Source organism: Gordonia gummivorans (assembly GCF_022513585.1).
Classification (GTDB): domain Bacteria; phylum Actinomycetota; class Actinomycetes; order Mycobacteriales; family Mycobacteriaceae; genus Gordonia.
Genome location: NZ_JAKWBF010000007.1, coordinates 69,749 through 90,841, shown reverse-complemented (window position 1 = coordinate 90,841; position 21,093 = coordinate 69,749). Strand labels below are relative to the sequence as shown.

Genomic DNA, 21,093 nt, shown 5'->3' with positions numbered 1-21,093 from the left:
CAACGATGTCAACGACTTTCACCCGACGTATCGGTACCGCAGTCGCGAGCCTGGCTGCCGTCGCGACGCTGATTGCCACCCCGGCTGTGGTCGGGTCCCCGCTCACCGGCACGGCGCATGCCCTGCCCGCCGACCTCGCGGTGCACGCGGTGCAGCTGACCGGCACCGAGAACACCCGGACGTTGGCGTACTACCGTGCCGCGGACGGCCGTTACGTCGACGACCTGGTGATCCGCAGCGACAACCTGTCCGCGATCACACCGGCCGATGGTCGCGCCCTCGCGCAGCGTCGGGTGCGAACCGTGATCGATCTGCGCACCCAGATCGAACGTGCGCTCCAGCCCGACCGTCCGGTTCCGGGCGCCACCACCAAGGTGTTCGACGTCTTGGGCGGCGCATCCCCGACCACCCTGGTCGACCTGTCGAGTGCCTACAGGGCCTTCGTCACCGATCCCGGTGCGCGACGGGCATTCCGAGACACCCTGCTGGAGATCAAACGCACCACCGCAAGCGACAACTCGGTACTGTTTCACTGCTCGGCGGGCAAGGACCGCACCGGCTGGGCGTCGGCAGTGCTGCTCACGCTTCTCGGCGTCGACCGCGCAGGCGTCGAACGAGATTATCTGGCCAGCAACACCTTCCGGCACACCAGCCCGGCGGATCGGTTGAACGGCGTCAACATCGCCTGGCTGCGCACCGCCTTCGCCACCGCGGACCGGGTCTACGGCAGCTTCGACAACTACGTCCGACGCGGCCTGCGCCTCACCTCGCGGGACATCGCAGCCCTGAAGAGTCAGTTGTTGAAGTCTCCGTACAGGTCGTCCTTCAGCGTGTTGACCATCGGCGGCTGATCCGAAGAGTACTGTCTTAGGCCTCCTGAACTGCGACGACTCGCGGGCCCTGCATCGCCCGCACCTCCTACCACCTGCTGGTTGAGTCGCCACCACCCCGCTGGTTGAGTAGCGACGAGCGAGCTTGCGAGCCCGCCGCGTATCGAAACCTCGGGAGCCGACAACGTCAGCGACCACTGGGCTGCGGACACATCCACCTTGTCGGATTTCGATACACCTCGCCCTATGGGGCTCGGCTACTCAATCAGCAGGAGATCAGCCGGCGTGAAGGCCCAGCGATTAGCCGTCGACGATCGCCGACAGCTTGGCGTAGGTGTCGGGCCACCCGTGCACTGCGATGGACTCGATCCCGAGCGCTTTCACCGGGTAGTCGTTGCCGCCCTCGTCGAGGCGGTCGCCGAAGAACAGGATGTCGTCGACCCCGAGGTCGAGGATCTCCATGAGCTTGTTCGCGCCGTAGGCCTTGTCGATGCCCTTCTTGGTGACGTCGACCGACGTCGAACCGCCGCTGCGCACCTCGAGGTCGGGCAACAGTTCCGCGGCATAGGCGCGTAGTGATTCCTTCTTGGCGCCGTCGGGGTCCCAGGCGGACTTCGCGTCGACCGGCGCGGACTGTCCGAGCGCACTGAAGGTGATCTGGCTGCCCCGGTCTTCGAGGATGGGTCCCCACGTCTCGGCTTCCCAGAGCCCGAGTTCGCGTGCACCTGTCTCCAGGACGTCGAGGGTGCGCTTCTTCTCGTCGTCGCTCAGGTATTCGGCGTAGACGGTCTCCCATTCCGAACCCGACCACCGCACGTACTGCGTGCCGCAGGTCGGCATGAGGTGGAGGTTCCCCATGGCGTCGAACTCACCGAGCCGGTCGAGGACCTGGGTCTGGAACTGGCCGAAGCGGCCACCGGAGATGATGCAGCCGAGGCTGCGGTCGAGCATGCGGCGCAATAGTGCCACCATGTCGTCGGCCAGGGGACTCTTGGACGGTGCCAGGGTGTCGTCGAGGTCGAACATCACCAGGCGGTACTCACTGCCCTGATACGAAACCGTCATGGCGCAAGCATGTCATCCCCCGCGAGTGCGATGCGCGGCGGGATCGCAGCGCAATCACCCGATTGTGTCCACTGTCACCTCGAGGAGACGCACCGCTTCGAGACGATTCACCCGCGCCAGTGTCATGGCGGCGATGACCGCGCCCGCGATCGAGCGCGCCCGTGACATCACGTCGGCGGCGTGCGCGGCGGGCAATCGCGCGGCCACCCCCGCCGATATCGCCGCCAGCAGTTCGGCGTGGTAGGCGGCGATGACGCCACGGACGGCGGCATCGTCGTTGAGAGTGGTCGCCGTCGTCGCGACCAGTAGGCAACCGGTGGGTTCGTTCGCGTCGCCGAGTCGGGCGATCGCGGCCGACAGGCCGGTCAGATACTCGACGAGGGCGTCGGGATCCACCCGATCGGCCTGCAAGGGACGCAGCCGGGGACGGACGACGACGTCGAGGTAGTCCTGCACCGCCGCATCGAAGAGTCCGCGCATGCTCCCGAACGCGTGGTAGACGCTCGAGCGCGAGAGACCGGTCGCCCGCTCGACATCGGTGACCGAAACCGCGTCGAAGCCCTTCTCCCAGAACAGATTCCGTGCGGCAGCCACCACCTCGGCGGTGTCATAACCAGGTGACCTTCCCATGACCTCGTTCCCCGTCGTACACGTCGCTGCTTGTCCGACCACCAGTATAGCCGTATTGTGTAACGAGTAGTCCACAAAAGGAGTCGAACCCATGTTGGTCGTCGCCGCCATCTTGGCCCTGGTCGCCGCCGCGATTCACGTGTACATCTTTGTGCTCGAGTCGGTGTGGTGGACCACGCCACGGGGTCGGGCAGTCTTCGGGACCACCGAGACTCAGGCCGTCGAGACACGCCAACTCGCCTTCAACCAGGGCTTCTACAACCTCTTCCTGGCCGTGATCGCGGCCGCCGGCGCGGTCGCGCTGTTCCTCGATGAGTCGGCGGTCGGCGCGACGCTGGTGATCGCCGGATGCGGATCGATGACGCTCGCCGGCGTCGTCCTGCTTTCCTCCGACCGCACCAAGACCCGTCCCGCGCTGATTCAGCTGGCCGCTCCCCTGCTCTCACTCGTGGCGCTGGCAGGCTCCGCTCTCTGACGCCGCTCATCTCGACTCGACGAAAGGTCCCCATGTCGCACAACAGCACTCACATCCAGCTGGTCAACCGCCCGGTCGGCTGGCCGACCGCCGACGACTTCCGCACGGTCACCATCGAATACGGCCCCCTTCGCCCCGGACAGGTGCGGGTGGTCAACGAGTTCGTGTCGGTCGACCCGTACATGCGCGGCCGGATGATCGACACGCGCAGTTACATTCCGCCGTTCGCACTGGGCGAGACCATGACCGGCGGTGCGGTCGGACGTGTCGTGGAGACCACGGTCGACGAGTTCCCCGTCGGCTCCCTGGTGTCACATCAGTACGGCTGGCGTGACGTGGTCCAGGAGGACGCGGCCGGCTTCCGCGTTGTCCCCGAACCGCCCGAGGGCGTCGCGTCGTCGGTCTACCTCGGCATGCTCGGCATGACCGGCCTCACCGCCTACGTCGGGCTGCTGACGGTCGCGGCGATGCAGCCCGGCGACACCGTCTTCATTTCCGGAGCGGCCGGTGCCGTCGGGACGGCCGCCGGTCAGATCGCACGGCTCAAGGGTGCCGGTCGGGTCATTGGATCTGCTGGTTCCGCCGAGAAGGTCGCGCTGCTGACCGAGCGCTACGGCTACGACGCGGCGTTCAACTACAAGGACGGACCGAGCGTGCGCAAACAGCTGCGAGCTGCCGCTCCGGACGGCATCGACGTCTACTTCGACAACGTCGGAGGCGACCATCTCGAGGCCGCACTCGATTCCTTCAACGACGGCGGCCGAGCAGCACTGTGCGGTGCAATTGCGCAGTACAACAACACATCTCCGACGCCGGGTCCGTCGAACATGGCCAACATCATCACTCGCGGACTGACACTCACCGGATTCACCATCGGCCACTACCTCGACCAGGCCCCCGAGTTCACCGCCACGATGAGCCAGTGGTTTGCCGAGGGCAAGGTTGTCCACGACGAGACCGTGGTCGAGGGAATCGACAACGCGGTCGACGCTTTCCTCGGCCTGATGCGCGGCGCGAACACCGGGAAGATGGTGGTCAGGACGTCCTGAGGGCGTCGGCCAGATCGCCGCGATCGCCGATGTGCACCGCGTCGAGGCCAAGCCATGTGGCCATCTGCTGCAGATCAGCGGAGAGGCGCTCCGCGACAACGGTTTCCGGGCGTCCGCTCTCCAGGAACGCGCCGAGTACCTGGAGCACCCCCGACTTGCGATCGGCCTTGAGGTCGACGCGTGCGACGATGTCGTCGCCAAGAAGGTACGGCAGCACGTAATACCCGTGTACCCGTTTGTGTTCGGGAACGTAGATCTCGATGCGGTAGCGGAAGCCGAAGAGTCGTTCGGCGCGGGGCCGGAAGAAGACGAGCGGGTCGAAGGGCGACAGGATCGCCGCGCTGTCGACTCGACGCGGGATACGCACTCCCGCATGCAGATACGCCTCGTCGCGCCAGCCGTCGACCTGCACCGGGACAAGTTGTCCGGCGGCGACGAGGTCGGCGATCGCGGGCCGGACGTCGGCCGTCTTGGTGCGGTAATAGTCGGCGAGGTCCGCGGCGGTGGCGACACCGAGTGCAGCGGCGGCACGTGCGGTGAGTTCTCGGTGCGCGTCCTCTTTCGACACCTGCAGACCGGCGAGTTCAGCACCGACGACGCGTTCGGTGAGATCGTAGTGGCGCACGAAGTTCTCGTTGCGAACAGCCGACAGGTCGCCCGCCGCGAACATCGCCTCACAGACGTGCTTGACCTCGCCGCGGTGCCACCAACCGCCCGGAATACCGGCCGGTCGCTCGATGCCGAGGGTCTCCTCGATCTGCTTGGGTGTGCTCGGCCCACGTTCGGCGATGACGGCGTGCACATCGGTGGCGAGGTCGCGGTTGCGTTTCATCACCTCGCGCGTGTAGCGGTAGCGTCCACCGCGGAATTCGTCTCGGCGCCAACCGAACAGCGGCCAGTCCTCGATCGGGATCAGCGCGGCCTCGTGTGCCCAGTACTCGACGAGGAGGCGGTTGCCGCGACGTGGTCGCCAGGCCGCGCGGTCGAGCAGGTCCCGGTCGTAAGGTCCGAGCCGGCTGAACATCGGCATGTAATGGGCTCGAGCGGCAATGTTCACCGAGTCCATCTGGAAGAGTCGCGTCCGCCCTATGACGCGTTTCAGGTGCGTGAGGGTCGGATCGGCCGTCGGTGGCTTGTCCGTGAATCCTTGTGCGGCGAGCACGATTCGGCGCGCCTGCGCGAGCGAGAGATCGCCTCGGCTCATCCGCGCACGAGCGCGTGCCGGACGTAGTCGACAAAGCGATAGCGCAGGCCGGTCGTCGACGACAGCCATTCGCCCGCACCTGCGGTGTCCCAGCGGTATGGGTCGATCTCCGGTGCAAACGCGTCCGCGCCCTCCACCAGGATGTCGATCTCGGTGACCCGCAGATGTGTCGCGATCTCCATCGACGCCTCGTAGATCTGGCCACCGCCGATCACGGTCACCGGACCGTCAACCAGCGCGAGCGCATCGTCGACGGTGTGCACGATCTCCGCGCCGTCGGCCGTATACGTCGCCGACCGGGTGATCACCACATTCCGACGACCGGGCAAGGGGCGGAACCGGGCCGGTAGCGATTCCCACGTCTTGCGGCCCATGATCACGGGGTCGGCGCCGGTGAGCTCCCGGAAGCGACGCATGTCCTCGGGGACCCGCCACGGGATGGTCGAGTCACGGCCGATCGCGCCGACGCGGTCTTGCGCCCACAGCAGTGTGATGGTGGCGGCCATCAGACCGCCACCGGCGCCTTGATCGCCGGGTGACATTGATAGCCGACGATCTCGATGTCGTCGAACTCGTAGTCGAAGATCGAATCACGCTGCCGCAGTTGCAGTGTCGGGTACGCGAACGGTTCGCGGGAAAGTTGCAGCCGAACCTGGTCGACGTGGTTGTCGTAGATGTGGCAATCACCGCCGGTCCAGACGAATTCGCCGACGTCGAGTCCCGCCTGCTGCGCCATCATGTGGGTCAGCAACGCGTAGGACGCGATGTTGAACGGGACGCCGAGGAAGAGGTCGGCGCTGCGCTGATACAGCTGGCAGGAGAGTTTGCCGTCGGCGACGTAGAACTGGAAGAAGGCGTGGCACGGCGGCAACGCCATCTGCGGGATCTCCCCCACATTCCAGGCCGACACGATGTTGCGCCGCGAATCCGGGTTCGTCTTGAGCAGGTCGAGGGCGGCCGAGATCTGGTCGATGTGCTCACCCGACGGAGTGGGCCAGCTACGCCACTGGACGCCGTACACAGGCCCGAGCTCACCCTGCACGTCGGCCCACTCATCCCAGATGGTGACGCCGCGCTCCTGCAGCCAGCGCACGTTCGAGTCGCCGCGCAGGAACCACAGCAACTCGTAGACGATCGACTTGAGGTGCACCTTCTTGGTGGTGATGAGCGGGAACCCCGCCGACAGGTCGTAGCGGAGCTGGTGCCCGAACAGACTCCGGGTACCGGTGCCGGTGCGATCGGCCTTCGGCGTCCCCGAGTCGAGGACCAGCGCCAACAGATCCTCGTACGGAGTCGGGATGGTCTCGGTCGAGGAGATGTCGCGGATCGCCGTGCTCACGATCATCCAGTGTAGAGCCACACCCGCTGATCGAGCCGGTACCGAGCCCCACAGGGCGAGGCACCGTGTCGAGATCACTCGCGTGTGACATCTGAGGCGCACGTGACTGACGAGGTACCCTCCAACCGTGCCTCCCCGGAGTCGTACTCGTGCCAATCGCTACGCCCGCCGTCGGCGATTGCGCGTCGCCGCTCGCGACAACGATCTCACCGACGTGCAGTGGGCCGCACTCACGACAGCGTGGGGCGGGTGTGCGTACTGCGGGGCGTCGGGCACCCCGCTGCAGCGCGACTGCATGCTCGCCATCTCGCGCGGCGGCAGCTACACGCTGGCCAACGTGGTGCCCTGCTGCGGGTCGTGCAATGCCAGCAAGTGCAACACCGAGGTGACGACCTGGATGCGTCGCAAGAAGCTCGACGAGAAGGCCTTCCTCGTGCGCCAGATGGAGATCTCGCGCGCACTCATCTCGAGTCCTGCCGAGCCGGATGTGGGCCCGGACACCACGGACGCAAGCCTGTGAGATGAGCGGCGTGGGGGCGCTCTGCGGAACTGCGCGGCCGAGAATGGGCGTTGGAAGTCACGAGGCAACGATGCCGCCATGACCACCCCGAGCACCACGACTCCAGCCCACAAGGCCAGAGCGCTGCTCGGACCCGGAGCCACGAGCATCCGGCAAACCCAGAGGAACTTCATGACGCACCCCACCCCTGCCACCACTCTGATCACCCAGATCACGCACACGGCGTGCGCAGCCCGCACCGCACCCGCGACTTCCGACGAAGCGGTTGCCCTGGCCTCCTCGGTCAGCGACCTCGTCGCCGCGGCTCGCGTTTCGGGTCTTCCCGACGCCGCGATCGACGCCGCCCTTCGCGGCGCGCGCGCCGACGCGGTCAGCGCACTGCCCACCCACACCTACCGGGTGGTCGCGGTCGAGGACAGCGTCGGTGCCCGCCACTACGAGGTCCGTTCGACCGTCGACGACGAGCGGGTCGTCGGCTTCTACAGCCCCGACATCGCTCGGGACGCGGCGCGCATTCTCAACACCGGCATGTGCCCGGAGTCATGGCTGCCGGCGGGCGACCGACTGCGCTGATCGCCCGCACGATCACAACTCTTCCGCCTTCAGCGCCACGATCAGCCGCTTCAGGGTGTCGCGGGTCGACGCCAACTCTGCGGGCTCCACGGTGTCGGCGAGACGGTCGTTGACGACTGCTGCGCGGGCGGTGATCGCCCGGAGCACTTCACGACCGTTCTCGGTCGTTTCCAACAGTGGTGACGTCCGGTGGTCGGGGTTCGCTCTCAACTCAGCCAGTCCGGCGGCGACCAGATCGTTTGCCACACGCTGCACGCCTTGACGTGTCACACCAAGGCGGCGAGCCGCTTGGGGAACGGTCAACGACCGCTCGGAGACCGCGCTGAGCAACTGCCATCGCGCCTGCGTTTGGCCTTCCTCTGCCGCAACAGCTTCACCCGAGCGTCGCAACAGGCCGGCGAGTTCGAAGACGTCGGCCACCAGCAATGCCATCTCGTCTGCCATGAGATCCCCTTTCCGATCTTGACAAGATGTTGTCAATATGGCGTAGTGTTGTCAATGTCCGGCTCACCGGCCGGATGTCGCCACACCCTCGCATCGGAGAACCCCATGACCACAGCGCTGACGAATCTTCAACGCGCACAGCAGGATGCCGTCGCGAATCGCCCAGCGATCCACGGTTTCCCCCATCTGGCGGAGACACTGCGCCGCGCGGGCGTCCGCACAAACACCTGGTGGCTTCCGGCGATGCAGAGTCTCTATGAGACCGATCTGGGCCCTGTCGTCGTCCAAGGCACGCCGCTGATCGACGGGATGGCCGAGGTTCCGTCATTCGACAGCACAGCCCTCATCGCGGCACTGCGCGCCGATCAGGCGGGCCGGACAACCTTTCCCGAGTTTGCCGCAGCCACATGGCGCGCCGGTGTGATTCGCTACGTCGTCGACCTCGAGAACAGGACGTGCACCTACTTCGGTCTGCACGACGAGAGCTACGTCGAGCACTATGCAGCAGTGGAGCTTTCACCTGACGGGCAGGCCACCAATCAACCCATCAGCGCAGCGGCGACAGTCGCTCCGAGTTCCCAGCACGCCTCGAGGTCGTCCTTCGACGGTTTGCCCGAGACGGTGACGTACTCGGCCGCCTTGGTCCAACCCAATCCGGTGGTGATCGAGTCCACCGCTTTCTCCGCGCCCTCGGTGCCCTCGTTGCCATGTAGGTAGAGACCGAACGGACGGCCTTTCGTCGAATCGAGGATCTGGTAGTAGCTCACGTCGAAGGCGTGTTTCAGTGCGCCGCTGACGTATCCGAGGTTCGCCGGACTCCCGAGCAGATACCCGTCGGCCTCGAGGAAATCGCTCGCAGACACCGACAGCGCGGCCCGCCGCACCACGTCGACGCCTTCGATCTCGGGGTCGGTGGCTCCACTGATCACCGCCTCGAACATCGCCTGGCAGTACGGCGACGGCGTGTGATGGACGACCAGGAGTTGCGTCACCGCGTGCTCCTCGCTCGGCCCGCGATTGCCAGCAGTCGATCCTCAGCGCTCGACGATGCAGGCTCGACCGCGGGGCCGATCATCCCCATCGCCCGGAACTCCTCGAGGATCGGCGTCGCTTCGGTCAGCACATAGTCGGCCAGCGCATCCGACGGCACCCACTCGATTCCGATCCCGACCGCGAGGTCGTGGGTGTGCAGCGTCAGTTCCATCGCGCGCATCGTCAGGAGCTGATGCCCCGGGCGCGGTCCGGCGCGATGATCAACCAGCTCATCGAGGTCGGCGTCGCCGGCAGCCTCACGCAGCATGGTCTCGTACGTCCAGAACTCGCCGACCGGATCGTCGACGATGTAGTCGGTGCCGCGCGTCGCCACCGTGTCCGCGGCACTCGCACCGGCCAGAAGCATCGCGTACCGGTGGCCACCGCCGATCGTGTGGTTGATCAGATCGCGGTTGGTCCATTCACCGCAGCCGCTTGGTCGGTCCAACGCGGCCGGACCGACCTGTGCGAGCGCGTCGGCCCAGAGCTGTTCGGCGTCGTAGAGCGCGCGAACCGTGTCGGTCACCCGGGCTGCTCCTCGCCGTGGAACTGGGCGACGGCGCGCTTCATCATTGCGCGCGCACGACTGCGGTCTCCGGCGTAGTCGTAGGCGCGCGCGATACGATAGGTGTTGCGCCAATCGGACGGATCGGCCTCCCACTCCGCCTTGACCTGGGCGAACAGCTCATCGGCCGCGTCGCGTTCGATACGTCCCGACGCACGGCGCGGCAACTCCGAGACGTCGAGCTCACGGCCCTCGTCGGCCATGATCGCCGCGAGACGCTGATGCTCGATGCCGGCGCGAAGCGTCGCGTAGACCAGCCACACCCCGATGATCGGCAGCACGATCATGCCGATGCCCAGGCCGATCCCGGCGACGGTTCCGGTGGCGATCAGCCCGATGCCCCGCCACCCAAGCAGGACGAAGTAGACCACGAGAGCCACCACCATCAGGCCGATCATCCACACGATCGGCCGCGCGTCGCGCGGGCGGGAAGCCTTGTCCTGCTTGGGTTTTCCGGTCACCGGCTCACAGATCCATCAGTTCTTCGAGGCCGACGGTGAGTCCCGGACGCGAGCCGATCTCGCGGACACCGAGCAACACACCGGGAGCGAACGACGAACGGTCCAGGGAGTCGTGCCGGATGGTCAGCGTCTCCCCTTCGGTACCGAGCAGCACCTCCTGATGGGCAACAAGCCCGGCGAGGCGCACCGAATGCACACGCACACCGTCGACCACCGCACCGCGGGCGCCGTCGAGTTCCTCGGTGGTGGCGTCCGGACTCGGTCCGACGCCCGCGTCTGCACGCGCCTGCGCCACCAGCGCAGCCGTGCGGTAGGCCGTTCCCGACGGCGCGTCCGCCTTGTACGGGTGGTGGAGTTCGATCACTTCGACGGAGTCGTAGAAGCGCGCGGCCTGCGCGGCAAACCGCATCGACAGCACCGCCCCGATCGCAAAGTTGGGCGCGATGAGCACGCCGGTGCCGGGACTGTCGGCCAGCCAGCCCGCCACGATGCGCAGGCGCTCCTCGGTGAAGCCGGTGGTTCCGACCACAGCGTGAATCCCGTTGGAGATGAGGAACTTCAGGTTGTCCATGACGACGTCGGGGTGGGTGAAGTCGACGACGACCTCTGTGTCGGTGTCGGTGAGGAACTCGAGCGCATCGCCCTTGTCGACACCGACGGTGTACGTGAGATCGTCGGCCCGATCGACCGCGGCGACGATCGCCCGGCCCACCTTGCCGGCACTGCCCAGCACACCTGTCCGGATACCGCTCGCCATCTCTGCCCTCTCGTCGTCGGTCTCGCCAAGTCAGTGTAGTGATCGAGACCGATGGGTCCGACGGTCGGCGGGCACCTGACGGCGGAGGATTGCTGTTGTGAACTCGCCGGGCTCCTCACCCGCCCGGCCGATGACCGATCCATCTTCAGCCCAGATCGACGATTGCCCGGCGGTGTCGGCGTAGCCCTCCCCGGTCGGACCGGCGAAGCTCGCCAACACCACCGGCACCTTTGCCGACGTCGCGATGTGCTGCGCCCGACGTTCTTGCTCGTCGAGCTCGTTTCGGTGGTGCACGACACCGCACGCATAGACATCGATGCCCAACGCAGTCAGTTCTCGGGTGTGCTGTTCGATACCGGTGTCTCGGCAGATCGCCAGTCCGACACGCCATCCGTGCACGTCGATCACGGCCGGCCCAGCACCCCGCTGAAAGTGCTGCGCCTCCCCGGCACCCAGATTGACCTTTCGGTAAGCGATCCGCAGCCCATCCGCGTCGACCTGCACAGTGGCTATCGACGGGCCACCGACTGGCGCGCCGACCAACGCGATCCCGTGCACGTCGGCGCACGCGTCGATCAGCGGCCGCAGGACTGCACGATCACGCAACACGTCCACAAGTGCGGCATCGAAGCGATACCCGGTGAGCGACAGTTCCGGAAAGACGATCAGATCTGATGCGGCCGCACGGATCATCGCTGCATGCGCCGCCACTGTTGAATCCAGATCCCCGACAAGTGCGGGCTGCCCGGCAGCGACGCGAAGGATGCTCGCTGCTCCAGTCATTGCAGAAGTATCGCCGACTTGTCACTGTGTCACCGCACAACCGCGTTCCGCGGAACGTTCAGTAGATCGGCGCGCCACCACGGCGATGGTCGAAGACGAGTGACGTGGTGGTGCCCGCGACCTCACGTCGGCCGTTGAGCATCTCGACGAACTGCCGCAGCGTCTCGGTGTCGGCGGTGGCGACGTGGAGTAGGTAGTCGTCGGTGCCGGCGAGGAAGAACACGTCGATCACCTCGTCGTGGGTGGCGATCTCGCCGACGAATCGGCGGATCTGCCCCCGGGCATCCGATTGCAGGCTCACTGCGACCATGGCGCGCAGCGGACGGCCGACCGCCGCCGGGTCGACGTCGGCGAAGAATCCTCGGATCACCCCGCTGTCGATGAGGCGCCGGACCCGGCCGTGGCAGGTGGACGGGGCGATGCCGACCCGCTGGGCGAGCTCGTTGTTGGGCATGCGCGCATCGGCCTGCAGAAGGCGCAGCAGCGCGCGGTCGGTCGCGTCGAGTTCGGCAGGCTGAACATCCTTCGAAACCGGGGGCACCAGAACCTCCTCAACTAGCTAATCTTCAGTAGCTTCCACATCTGTGAGAATTTTCTACATCAATATTGTACTGATTCCGATGTTCCTTCAGTCTGGTTACACGTTCAGCGACGAGCGTTCCCCGAAACAGCCCGAAGCACCAACACGACGAATCGGAGACATCATGCGCGTCGGAATCCCCACCGAGATCAAGAACAACGAGTACCGCGTCGCCGCGACCCCCGCAGGTGTCGCCGAACTGCACCGTCATGGCCACGAGGTCGTGGTGCAAGCCGGCGCCGGTGAAGGCTCGGCCATCGACGACCGCGACTTCAAAGCCGCCGGTGCCCAGATCCTCGGGACCGCTGCCGAGGTGTGGGAGCAGGCCGATCTCCTCCTCAAGGTCAAGGAGCCCATCGAGGCCGAGTACGGCCTCATGCGTGCCGACCAGACCCTGTTCACCTACCTCCACCTCGCGGCGAGCCGGGCCTGCACCGACGCACTGCTGTCGTCGGGTACCACCGCGATCGCCTACGAGACGGTCCGTGCTGCCGACGGCTCGCTGCCGCTGCTCGCACCGATGAGTGAGGTCGCCGGGCGTCTGGCGCCACAGGTCGGCGCCTATCACCTCATGCGATCTGAGGGCGGACGCGGCGTTCTCATGGGTGGCGTGCCCGGCACCGAACCCGCGCAGGTCGTCATCATCGGCGGTGGCGTCAGCGGCGTGAACGCGGCGACCATCGCGGTTGGCATGGGTGCGCAGGTCACCGTCTTCGACCTCGACATCACCAAGCTCCGCGCTGTCGACGCCCGATTCGGCGGACGCGTACACACCCGCTACAGCACGTCGCTCGCGCTGTCGGAGGCCATCGTGACCGCCGACCTCGTCATCGGCGCGGTCCTGGTGCCGGGCGCCAAAGCCCCTGTCCTCGTCCCGAACTCACTGGTGGCGCGGATGAAGCCGGGCGCGGTGCTGGTCGACATCGCGATCGACCAGGGCGGCTGCTTCGAGGACTCGCGTCCCACCACGCACGACGACCCGACCTTCTCCGTCCACGACACCGTCTTCTACTGTGTGGCCAACATGCCCGGCACCGTGGCACGCACCTCGACGCAGGCGCTCATCGGCGCAACCCTCCCCTACGTCTTGCGCCTCGCCGATCAGGGCTGGGAGCAGGCCTGCCGGTCCGACGCCACCCTGGCCGCCGGACTCAGCACGCATGCGGGAGAGCTGTACTCACCAGAAGTCGGTGCGGCACTGGACATCCCCGTCGCAAACGCATAGTCAGAAGCGCACAGTCGTCGTTCCTCGTTGTCGGCCGCGCCAGCCGTAGCGTCGTTCGGTGATGTCGCCGTGACCGTCGTATCCGACACGCAGCACGGTCGACGCGCGGGTGCCGTAGCCGGGCATGTTGACGAAAATCGGTGACAGGTCGGCCTCGAACGCCTTGGGTACGCCGGTATCCGGCAATCGTGCCTTGTCCGGACGGCGCTGATCGGCGAGCAATTCGAGATAGGGTTCAACAGAGGATTCCGCACCCGAATCCGCCTGCACCAGAACGGCCATCGCCGCGGCGCCGTCGGTCACCTTCGGCCAGTCGCTGTCCAACGCGCCGTTCGACAGACCGTGTACTCCGTCCGACACGCGCTCGGCCCTCGGTTCTGGGCGATTGGTCATCCACCACATCTGCGCTTCGTCGGCAACGAGCAGGTTGACCGGATCGAAGTCGGCCGCGTCGGCGCGTGCAGCGAGAGCAAAGGATTCGGGCGTACCGGCCCCGAGCAGGAAGTCCACCGGCAACTCCCCACGCGAACGCACACCCAACCGCTTCGCCGGCCCGACGCGGACATTGGTGACCATCGCTGCGCGCGCAGGAGTTTCGGCGTGGATGCCCATCCAGGTGCCGCCGGCCAACACGTCACGTCCGCCGATCACCGGCAAATCCGACCATCGAGCCAGGGCCCGCGTCCGACGCCGGTGGAACTCATCGCGATTCGCCGCGACGACAAGTCGATACCGCGGGTGGGCGTTCCAGGCGAACAAGATCAGACACATGGGAACTCAGTCGCTCTGCTCACCGATCGGAACGTACTGACTCATGTTCGCCAAACGTCGTTGGGCACCGGCGATCTCCCGCACGGCTTGCGCGACCAGGCTCCGATCCAATGGGGAAAGCCGCCGCATCGACAGTTCGTCGGTGACCTGCTCACCCTGATCGAACTGCGCCACCTGATACGTCAACCGGACACGTTGCAGCACATCGAACACCTCGATGAGAGTGCCGGCCTGATCGTCGGAGAGCATTTCGCTGCCCGACGCGGCCACCAATCGCGACCGGGTGTCCAACGCACTCGACCCGACGCTCAATGCAGCCCACCGTGCGATGTTGACCACCGGCGTCAGGGCGTGGTGCTTGATGTCGAAGGTGTCGTTGCGCGTCAACACATCTCGGATCGACCGCATCCGCGCCTTGGTGGCCAGCGATTCCTGTAGCAGAAGACTCAGGGTGCGCGGGTGTGAACGCAGATCACTCAGCATCTCGCCCGCGGCGCCCGGACCGGATGCACCCCAGATCGCGCGGGCATCGAGCATCAGCGACGTGAAGATCATGCCCTTGTTCTCCAGCGGATCGTCGATCCAGCCGACCGCCGCCGTCCGCCACTGTGTGTGCGTGCGGGTGAACAGCGGCATCGACGCCAGCGCACCGTTGGTGTCGATACGCATCCCGGCGTCACGCAACACGTCGTCGAGACGCCCGAACGCCGCGCGGTAGCCGGCCACCTCGTCGTCGGACACTGAATCTGCGAGCGACACAGCAGAATCCACATCCGAACTGAGCACCGGTTCACGGCGCGCATTGCTGCCCAGCGACAACCAGGTCAGCGCTTTGGCGTTCACCGCCGGGTCGTCGGCGAGGACAAGTTCGAGGCCGCGACGCACGATGGTGTCGTTGATGAAGGACAGCACCCGGGTGATCTCGTGCACCGGCCGCCCACGACGCACGAGGTCGGCTACGAGCTGCGGCGTTCGGCGCGCGTGCCCGGCCACATCCGCGGCGGTGGTCGCGCGCGCGATCTGTCCACGCAGCGTCATCCCCGTACCGGCCGGTGCCGCAACGAAATCCGACGGTGCGACCACCCCGATCACGACACCCGCGGCATCCACCACCGGGATCACCGCCAGATTGCGTTCCAGCAATTCGGTCAGTGCCTCGACCGACGGCGTGTCGTGCGGTACGACGAGGGCAGCGGTGTCGAGCACCTCGACGAGGGGGGTGTCGAGGCTGCGCCCTTCCGCGACCACCCGCACACGGATGTCGGCGTCGGTCAGCAGTCCGTGCCGACCGTCGTCGAGCGGCACCACCATGTAGTCCTGGCCACGATCGGTCATCAGCGATGCCGCGTCGCGGACAGTGAGGTCGGGCGTACCGACGACCGGCGGTGTGTGGATCAGCTCGGCCACCGTGCCACCGACCGCATCGACGGCATCGCGCCGCCGAGCGACCGTCAGCTTGTCGACACTCCTGTCCATACCCGAAATACTAGGAGAAACGGCCCGCCACCCGGGTCACCGGATGGCGGGCCGCCTCAGATCAGACGCGCAACGATCAGGCGTCGGCGGTGGCCGCCTCGGCCGGAGCCTCGTCCTTGCTCTCGTCGACCGGGACCAGGCTGATCTTGCCGCGGTCGTCGATGTCGGCGATCTCCACACGGAGCTTGGAGCCGACGTTCACGACGTCCTCGACCTTGTTGATCCGCTTGCCCTTGCCGAGCTTGGAGATGTGCACCAGGCCATCGCGACCCGGGAGCAACGACACGAACGCACCGAAGGCGGTGGTCTTGACGACCGTGCCCAGGAAGCGCTCGCCCACCTTCGGCAGCTGCGGGTTGGCGATCGCGTTGATGCGATCGATCGCAGCCTGCGCCGACGGTCCGTCGGTGGCACCGACGAACACGGTGCCGTCGTCCTCGATGGAGATGTTGGCGCCGGTCTCCTCGGTGATGCCGTTGATCGTCTTGCCCTTGGGGCCGATCAGCTCACCGATCTTGTCCATCGGGATCTTCACGGTGGTGATGCGCGGCGCGTACGGGCTCATCTCGTCGGGCTCGTCGATGGCCTCGGCCATCACGTCCAGGATGGTCAGCCGGGCGTCCTTGGCCTGGCTGAGCGCACCCGCGAGCACCTGCGACGGAATGCCGTCGAGCTTGGTGTCGAGCTGCAGGGCGGTGACGAAGTCCTTGGTGCCGGCGACCTTGAAGTCCATGTCGCCGAAGGCATCTTCGGCGCCGAGGATGTCGGTGAGGGCGACGTAGCGGGTCTCCCCGTCGACGGTGTCACTCACGAGACCCATCGCGATACCGGCCACCGGGGCGCGCAGCGGCACACCGGCATTGAGCAGCGACATGGTCGACGCACACACCGAACCCATCGAGGTCGAACCGTTGGAGCCGAGCGCCTCGGACACCTGACGGATCGCGTATGGGAAGTCCTCGACGCTCGGGATGACCGGCGACAGGGCACGCTCGGCGAGCGCGCCGTGGCCGATCTCGCGACGCTTCGGCGATCCCACACGACCGGTCTCACCGGTCGAATACGGCGGGAAGTTGTAGTGGTGCATGTAGCGCTTGGACGTCTCGGGTCCGAGCGAGTCGATCTGCTGCGCCATCTTGACCATGTCGAGGGTGGTGACGCCCAGGATCTGGGTCTCGCCACGCTCGAACAGGGCGCTTCCGTGCGCACGCGGGATCACGGCGACCTCGGCCGACAGCGACCGGATGTCGGTGATGCCGCGACCGTCGATGCGGAAGTGGTCGGTCAGGATGCGCTGGCGCACCAGCTTCTTGGTGACCGAGCGGTAGGCCGCGCCGATCTCCTTCTCGCGGCCCTCGAACTGCTCGCCGAGCTGTCCGAGGATGTCGTCCTTGAGCTCGTCGGTCTTCTCGTCGCGCTCCTGCTTGCCGGGGATCGTGAGGATCTCCGACAGGCGGTCCTTGGCGGCACCTTCGACGGCGTCGTAGGCATCCTGTGCGTACGGCGGGAACAGCGGGAACTCGCCGGTCTCCTTGGCCGCAGCGGCGGCCAGCGACTTCTGCGCCTCGCACAGACGCGCGATGAACGGCTTGGCAGCCTCGAGACCCTCGGCGACGATCGCCTCGGTCGGGGCCTGCGCGCCGCCGGCGATGATGTCGATGACGTTTTCGGTGGCCTCGGCCTCGACCATCATGATCGCGACGTCGGCGGTATCAATGGACCCGCTCGCTCCGCTCCCGGCGTCCGAATCGCCTTCACCGCCCACGATGCGTCCGGCGACGACCATGTCGAAGACGGCGCCTTCGAGCTGTTCGACGGTCGGGAACGCGACCCACTGGCCGGCCTTGTTCTCTTCCGTGGGGATGAGCGCGACGCGCACGCCGCCGACCGGACCGGAGAACGGCAGGCCCGCGAGCTGGGTGGAGGCCGACGCCGCGTTGATCGCGACGACGTCGTAGAGGTCATTCGGGTTCAGGCTCATCACCGTGACGACGACCTGGATCTCGTTACGCAGACCGTCGACGAAGGACGGGCGCAGCGGGCGGTCGATCAGGCGGCAGGTGAGGATCGCGTCGGTCGACGGGCGGCCTTCGCGGCGGAAGAACGATCCGGGGATACGTCCGGCGGCATACATCCGCTCCTCGACGTCCACGGTCAGGGGGAAGAAGTCGAAGTGCTCCTTCGGGTGCTTCGACGCCGTGGTCGTCGACAGCAGCATGTTCTCGTCGTCGAGGTAAGCGGTCACCGAACCGGCGGCCTGCAGGGCGAGACGCCCGGTCTCGAAACGGATGGTGCGGGTACCGAAGCTGCCATTGTCGATGATGGCGGTGGCTTCGGTGATGGCCTCGTCGTAGTCTTCGAGACCTTCGGTGGTGGTCACATCTGTCATGTGGGGTGTAGATCCCTTCGTGACGGCCGCATCGTGCGGCCGTGGTGATGGCCGCATCGGGCGGCCTGTTTATGCGGATATGGGCAGGTCACGTACACGTACTCGCGCACGCGAAAACCAGCCCGGAACGTGCCATGTGAGTCGACGGCCGGAGTGAATGCTCAGACGGCCATCGATCGAAGCGGCCGGAACAATCTGGGTTCCGGCGGCCACTACCGAGGACCGATCTTCATTCGTCGTCACGCCCGTAGGACTGCACGGCAACGATCCATCTGTCAGTTTATCATCGCGCGGTCACAGGTCCTGACAGTACAAACCGGCCGCGTCTCCGAGGTCGGGAAACGCGGCCGGTGTGCGAAAAATGTGGTCTCAGCGACGCAGGCCGAGGCGCTCGATCAGCGAGCGGTAGCGCTCGATGTCGACCTTGGCGACGTACTTGAGCAGACGGCGGCGACGGCCGACCAGCAGCAGCAGGCCACGACGGCTGTGGTGGTCGTGCTTGTGCTGCTTGAGGTGCTCGGTGAGGTCGGTGATACGCTTGGTCAGCATCGCGACCTGCGCCTCGGGGGAACCGGTGTCGGTCTCGTGGAGGCCGTACTCGGTGAGGATGGTCTTCTTCTCGGCAGCAGTCAGTGCCATGGTGTTCTCCTGAACTTCTCAGTGCCGCGTTCGCAAACTCCTGACGTGCCGCCGCGGACTGCAGCAACGCCGATTGACCAGGCTACCAGCGGCAACCGCGGGCACCCAAATCGTCACTGCTCGGCGGTCAGGATCGCCCGGGTCTTGTCGACGTCGGCGGCGATCGCATCGATGAGCGCGTCGACGCTGGAGTAGGCCTCCATCGCGCGGATGCGGCTGACGAAGTCCACGGCGACGTGCTGTCCGTACAGATCGGCAGACGCGTCGAGGACGAAGGCCTCCACCGTCCTGGTGCGGCCCGAGAACGTGGGATTGGTACCCACCGACACGGCTGCCTGATAACGCTCCCCCGGCGCCACCTGACCCACCACGGGTCCGGCGCCGAGAACCGTGAACCACGCTGCGTAGACACCATCGGCCGGGATCGCCGCGTACATGGGAGGCGCGACATTGGCTGTCGGAAAACCCAATTCACGACCGCGTCCGTCACCACGAACAACCACACCCTCGACGCGATGCGGCCGCCCGAGCGCCTCGGCGGCGGCGTCGACATCGCCGGCCGCAACACACGACCGGATGTAGGTGGAGCTGAAGGTGACGGCATGCTCACCGAACAACGAGATCGCCTGCACCTCGAACCCGAACTTCGCCCCGAGTTCGGTCAGCTTCGCAACATCACCCGCGGCCTTCTTGCCGAACGTGAAGTTGGCACCGACCACGACGTCGGCCGCGTGCAGACTCTCGACCAGCACATCGTGGGCGAAGTCCTTCGGAGAGCGCGACGCCAGCTCCGGCGTGAACGGCATCACACAGAAGACGTCGATGCCGAGTTCCTCGGCGAGTTCGGCCCGGCGGGTCAGCGTCGTCAGTTGCGGCGGATGCGAACCTGGCCGGACCACCTCGGCCGGATGCGGATCGAACGTCATCAGCACCGACGGCACACCACGCTCGCGCGCGGCTGTCGTCGCCGCACTGATCAATTGAGCGTGACCGCGGTGCACTCCATCGAAGACACCGATGGTGACCACGCATCTCCCCCAATCCGCAGGGATGTCGTCGAGACCTCGCCATCGCAACACGCGCACCAGCCTACGACCACGACGGTCTGCAAACCACCGACAGCCCGACGCCGTTGGCAAACAGTTCGCCCGCAATCCATCACGATGTCGGACATCGGCGCCCACCACCCTGACGCCACCGCCTGTTGACTGGGCTGTGTGCCCGTCGGGAACGATAGAGTCAAGGCATGCCGAATTCCCGCGCGTCCACACCGCGAACGAAACCGGCGGCCACCGAGCGACCGGTGACCGAGCTGTCGTCGGTCACGCAGGATTACCTCAAGATCATCTGGACGACCCAGGAGTGGGCCGACGTCAAGGTGACCACCAAGATGCTCGCCGAGAAACTCGCGGTCTCCCCCTCGACGGCGTCGGAGGCGATCCGCAAACTCGCCGACCAGGGCCTGGTTTCGCATGAACGCTACGGCGCGGTCACGCTGACGGAGGAAGGCCGGACCGCGGCGATCCTGATGGTGCGCCGTCATCGGTTGCTCGAGACATTTCTGGTGCGCGAACTCGGCTACGGCTGGGACGAGGTCCACGACGAGGCCGAGGTTCTGGAGCACGCCGTGTCCGATCGACTCATGGCTCGGCTCGACGCGAAACTCGGCCACCCCGACCGGGATCCGCACGGCGATCCGATCCCGGCCCTCGACGGCTCGGTGCCCAGTCCAGACCTGCGCCTCCTGTCCGACCTGGAATCCGGCGAATCCGGCACGGTGGCAAGGATTTCCGACGACGACCCGGAGATGCTCCGCTACTTCGACGAGGTCGGGGTGGCGCTCGACAGCGTTCTCACCGTCGCCGAGAAGCGACCGTTCGCGGGCACCATCACCATCTCGGTCGACGGCGACGGACACCTCGATCTCGGCGACATCGCCGCGCGAGCCATCTATCTCGCCGATCACTGATTCGGCGGCCGTCGCGGACCACCATCACAAAGACCTCACTTGTGGTCAGGGACCGTCGGCAGTTCCGAAGGTCTCTGGACAGAAACGAGGTCCCTGTCGCAGCGCAGTCCTCGGACTGGGAACATCGTCGTCGAGCACAGAAGTCGGCGCGCCCACATGGCAGCAACGGTGGGACCGTGGAAAACGTTGTAGTAGAACGTACCCTCTGGGTGACACCTTCTGCTACGACGTTGGCCAGTCGGCCTTGAGGTGGGAAGAACGCGGCCGCCATGCGGGCCGGAGCTTCGGCGCGAGGGGCACCGCGACAACCGGTGCCG

At 66.3% G+C, this 21,093-nt stretch carries 24 protein-coding genes and 1 pseudogene; 8 read left to right on the top strand and 17 right to left on the bottom strand.

Features of this window, described 5'->3' with window-relative positions; translation table 11 throughout:
* Positions 1-5: 5 nt before the first annotated feature.
* Positions 6-851 (top strand): tyrosine-protein phosphatase, encoded by an 846-nt coding sequence (locus MKW15_RS07445; protein ID WP_240856949.1) that lies wholly within the window; start codon positions 6-8, stop codon positions 849-851.
* A 279-nt stretch (positions 852-1,130) separates the two neighbouring features.
* Here the strand turns inward: MKW15_RS07445 and MKW15_RS07440 are convergent, their stop codons facing one another.
* Both MKW15_RS07440 and MKW15_RS07435 read right to left on the bottom strand, forming a co-directional pair.
* The gene (locus MKW15_RS07440; protein ID WP_240856948.1) at positions 1,131-1,895 is read right to left on the bottom strand and encodes an HAD-IIB family hydrolase; all 765 of its coding nucleotides are present in this window, start codon (positions 1,893-1,895) and stop codon (positions 1,131-1,133) included.
* 54 nt (positions 1,896-1,949) lie between these two features.
* A complete protein-coding gene (locus MKW15_RS07435; RefSeq protein WP_240856947.1) occupies positions 1,950-2,525 on the bottom strand; it encodes a TetR/AcrR family transcriptional regulator in 576 nt (191 codons plus the stop codon).
* A gap of 91 nt (positions 2,526-2,616) precedes the next feature.
* Between MKW15_RS07435 and MKW15_RS07430 the strand changes: the two genes are divergently transcribed.
* A complete protein-coding gene (locus MKW15_RS07430; protein ID WP_240856946.1) occupies positions 2,617-3,000 on the top strand; it encodes a DUF1304 domain-containing protein in 384 nt (127 codons plus the stop codon).
* Between the two features lie 32 nt (positions 3,001-3,032).
* On the top strand, positions 3,033-4,049 hold the full coding sequence (locus tag MKW15_RS07425) for an NADP-dependent oxidoreductase (protein WP_240856945.1): 1,017 nt from the start codon (positions 3,033-3,035) through the stop codon (positions 4,047-4,049).
* On the opposite strand, the gene MKW15_RS07420 is transcribed toward MKW15_RS07425, so the two are convergent.
* The 3 genes from MKW15_RS07420 to MKW15_RS07410 are packed head-to-tail and all read right to left on the bottom strand — an operon-like array spanning position 4,036 to position 6,592.
* Positions 4,036-5,253, bottom strand: a complete 1,218-nt coding sequence (locus MKW15_RS07420; RefSeq protein WP_240856944.1) for a winged helix-turn-helix domain-containing protein — start codon at positions 5,251-5,253, stop codon at positions 4,036-4,038. The two genes, MKW15_RS07425 and MKW15_RS07420, sit on opposite strands and share 14 nt — an antisense overlap.
* On the bottom strand, positions 5,250-5,759 hold the full coding sequence (locus MKW15_RS07415) for a dihydrofolate reductase (protein WP_240856943.1): 510 nt from the start codon (positions 5,757-5,759) through the stop codon (positions 5,250-5,252). The genes MKW15_RS07420 and MKW15_RS07415 overlap by 4 nt, the downstream gene beginning before the upstream one ends.
* Positions 5,759-6,592, bottom strand: a complete 834-nt coding sequence (locus tag MKW15_RS07410) for a thymidylate synthase (protein WP_240856942.1) — start codon at positions 6,590-6,592, stop codon at positions 5,759-5,761. Before MKW15_RS07410 ends, MKW15_RS07415 begins: the two co-directional genes overlap by 1 nt.
* 127 nt (positions 6,593-6,719) lie before the next feature.
* On the opposite strand from MKW15_RS07410, the gene MKW15_RS07405 reads away from it, so the two are divergent.
* Together MKW15_RS07405 and MKW15_RS07400 are read left to right on the top strand one after the other, a co-directional pair.
* Positions 6,720-7,112 carry an HNH endonuclease gene (locus tag MKW15_RS07405; protein WP_240856941.1) on the top strand — a complete coding sequence of 131 codons (393 nt, stop codon included), beginning with the start codon at positions 6,720-6,722 and terminating at the stop codon, positions 7,110-7,112.
* Positions 7,113-7,283: 171 nt separating this feature from the next.
* A complete protein-coding gene (locus MKW15_RS07400) occupies positions 7,284-7,685 on the top strand; it encodes a hypothetical protein (protein WP_240856940.1) in 402 nt (133 codons plus the stop codon).
* A 12-nt stretch (positions 7,686-7,697) separates the two neighbouring features.
* Here MKW15_RS07400 and MKW15_RS07395 read toward each other — a convergent pair whose 3' ends face one another.
* Positions 7,698-8,129, bottom strand: a complete 432-nt coding sequence (locus tag MKW15_RS07395) for a MarR family winged helix-turn-helix transcriptional regulator (RefSeq protein WP_240856939.1) — start codon at positions 8,127-8,129, stop codon at positions 7,698-7,700.
* 54 nt (positions 8,130-8,183) lie between these two features.
* Here MKW15_RS07395 and MKW15_RS07390 point away from each other — a divergent pair.
* A pseudogene (locus MKW15_RS07390) lies at positions 8,184-8,600 on the top strand (DUF1398 family protein); the annotation flags it as partial.
* Between the two features lie 68 nt (positions 8,601-8,668).
* Here MKW15_RS07390 and MKW15_RS07385 read toward each other — a convergent pair.
* From MKW15_RS07385 to MKW15_RS07360, 6 genes are all read right to left on the bottom strand, one after another.
* A complete protein-coding gene (locus MKW15_RS07385) occupies positions 8,669-9,070 on the bottom strand; it encodes a flavodoxin family protein (protein WP_240857035.1) in 402 nt (133 codons plus the stop codon).
* Between the two features lie 47 nt (positions 9,071-9,117).
* Positions 9,118-9,687, bottom strand: a complete 570-nt coding sequence (locus tag MKW15_RS07380) for a TIGR03086 family metal-binding protein (RefSeq protein ID WP_240856938.1) — start codon at positions 9,685-9,687, stop codon at positions 9,118-9,120.
* A complete protein-coding gene (locus MKW15_RS07375) occupies positions 9,684-10,124 on the bottom strand; it encodes a hypothetical protein (RefSeq protein ID WP_240857034.1) in 441 nt (146 codons plus the stop codon). The genes MKW15_RS07380 and MKW15_RS07375 overlap by 4 nt, the downstream gene beginning before the upstream one ends.
* Before the next feature lie 67 nt (positions 10,125-10,191).
* Positions 10,192-10,944 (bottom strand): 4-hydroxy-tetrahydrodipicolinate reductase, encoded by a 753-nt coding sequence (gene dapB, locus MKW15_RS07370; protein ID WP_240856937.1) that lies wholly within the window; start codon positions 10,942-10,944, stop codon positions 10,192-10,194.
* Positions 10,945-10,974: 30 nt separating this feature from the next.
* On the bottom strand, positions 10,975-11,727 hold the full coding sequence (locus tag MKW15_RS07365; protein WP_240856936.1) for a carbon-nitrogen hydrolase family protein: 753 nt from the start codon (positions 11,725-11,727) through the stop codon (positions 10,975-10,977).
* 58 nt (positions 11,728-11,785) lie between these two features.
* Entirely contained in the window at positions 11,786-12,268 is a 483-nt protein-coding gene (locus MKW15_RS07360; RefSeq protein WP_240856935.1) for an Lrp/AsnC family transcriptional regulator, read from the bottom strand.
* A 163-nt stretch (positions 12,269-12,431) separates the two neighbouring features.
* Between MKW15_RS07360 and ald the strand changes: the two genes are divergently transcribed.
* Positions 12,432-13,532, top strand: a complete 1,101-nt coding sequence (gene ald, locus MKW15_RS07355; protein ID WP_240856934.1) for an alanine dehydrogenase — start codon at positions 12,432-12,434, stop codon at positions 13,530-13,532.
* Here ald and MKW15_RS07350 read toward each other — a convergent pair whose 3' ends face one another.
* From MKW15_RS07350 to MKW15_RS07330, 5 genes are all read right to left on the bottom strand, one after another.
* Entirely contained in the window at positions 13,533-14,303 is a 771-nt protein-coding gene (locus MKW15_RS07350) for an NRDE family protein (RefSeq protein ID WP_240856933.1), read from the bottom strand.
* Between the two features lie 6 nt (positions 14,304-14,309).
* Complete coding sequence (locus MKW15_RS07345; RefSeq protein WP_240856932.1) at positions 14,310-15,779, bottom strand: putative nucleotidyltransferase substrate binding domain-containing protein; 1,470 nt, start codon at positions 15,777-15,779, stop codon at positions 14,310-14,312.
* Positions 15,780-15,855: 76 nt separating this feature from the next.
* Positions 15,856-18,168, bottom strand: a complete 2,313-nt coding sequence (locus tag MKW15_RS07340) for a polyribonucleotide nucleotidyltransferase (protein ID WP_240856931.1) — start codon at positions 18,166-18,168, stop codon at positions 15,856-15,858.
* A 369-nt stretch (positions 18,169-18,537) separates the two neighbouring features.
* Positions 18,538-18,807, bottom strand: coding sequence for a 30S ribosomal protein S15 (gene rpsO / locus MKW15_RS07335; protein WP_240856930.1), 270 nt, complete (start codon positions 18,805-18,807; stop codon positions 18,538-18,540).
* A 113-nt stretch (positions 18,808-18,920) separates the two neighbouring features.
* Positions 18,921-19,886 (bottom strand): bifunctional riboflavin kinase/FAD synthetase, encoded by a 966-nt coding sequence (locus tag MKW15_RS07330; RefSeq protein WP_240856929.1) that lies wholly within the window; start codon positions 19,884-19,886, stop codon positions 18,921-18,923.
* A gap of 167 nt (positions 19,887-20,053) precedes the next feature.
* Between MKW15_RS07330 and MKW15_RS07325 the strand changes: the two genes are divergently transcribed.
* Positions 20,054-20,776 carry a metal-dependent transcriptional regulator gene (locus tag MKW15_RS07325; protein ID WP_240856928.1) on the top strand — a complete coding sequence of 241 codons (723 nt, stop codon included), beginning with the start codon at positions 20,054-20,056 and terminating at the stop codon, positions 20,774-20,776.
* Positions 20,777-21,093 lie beyond the last annotated feature (317 nt).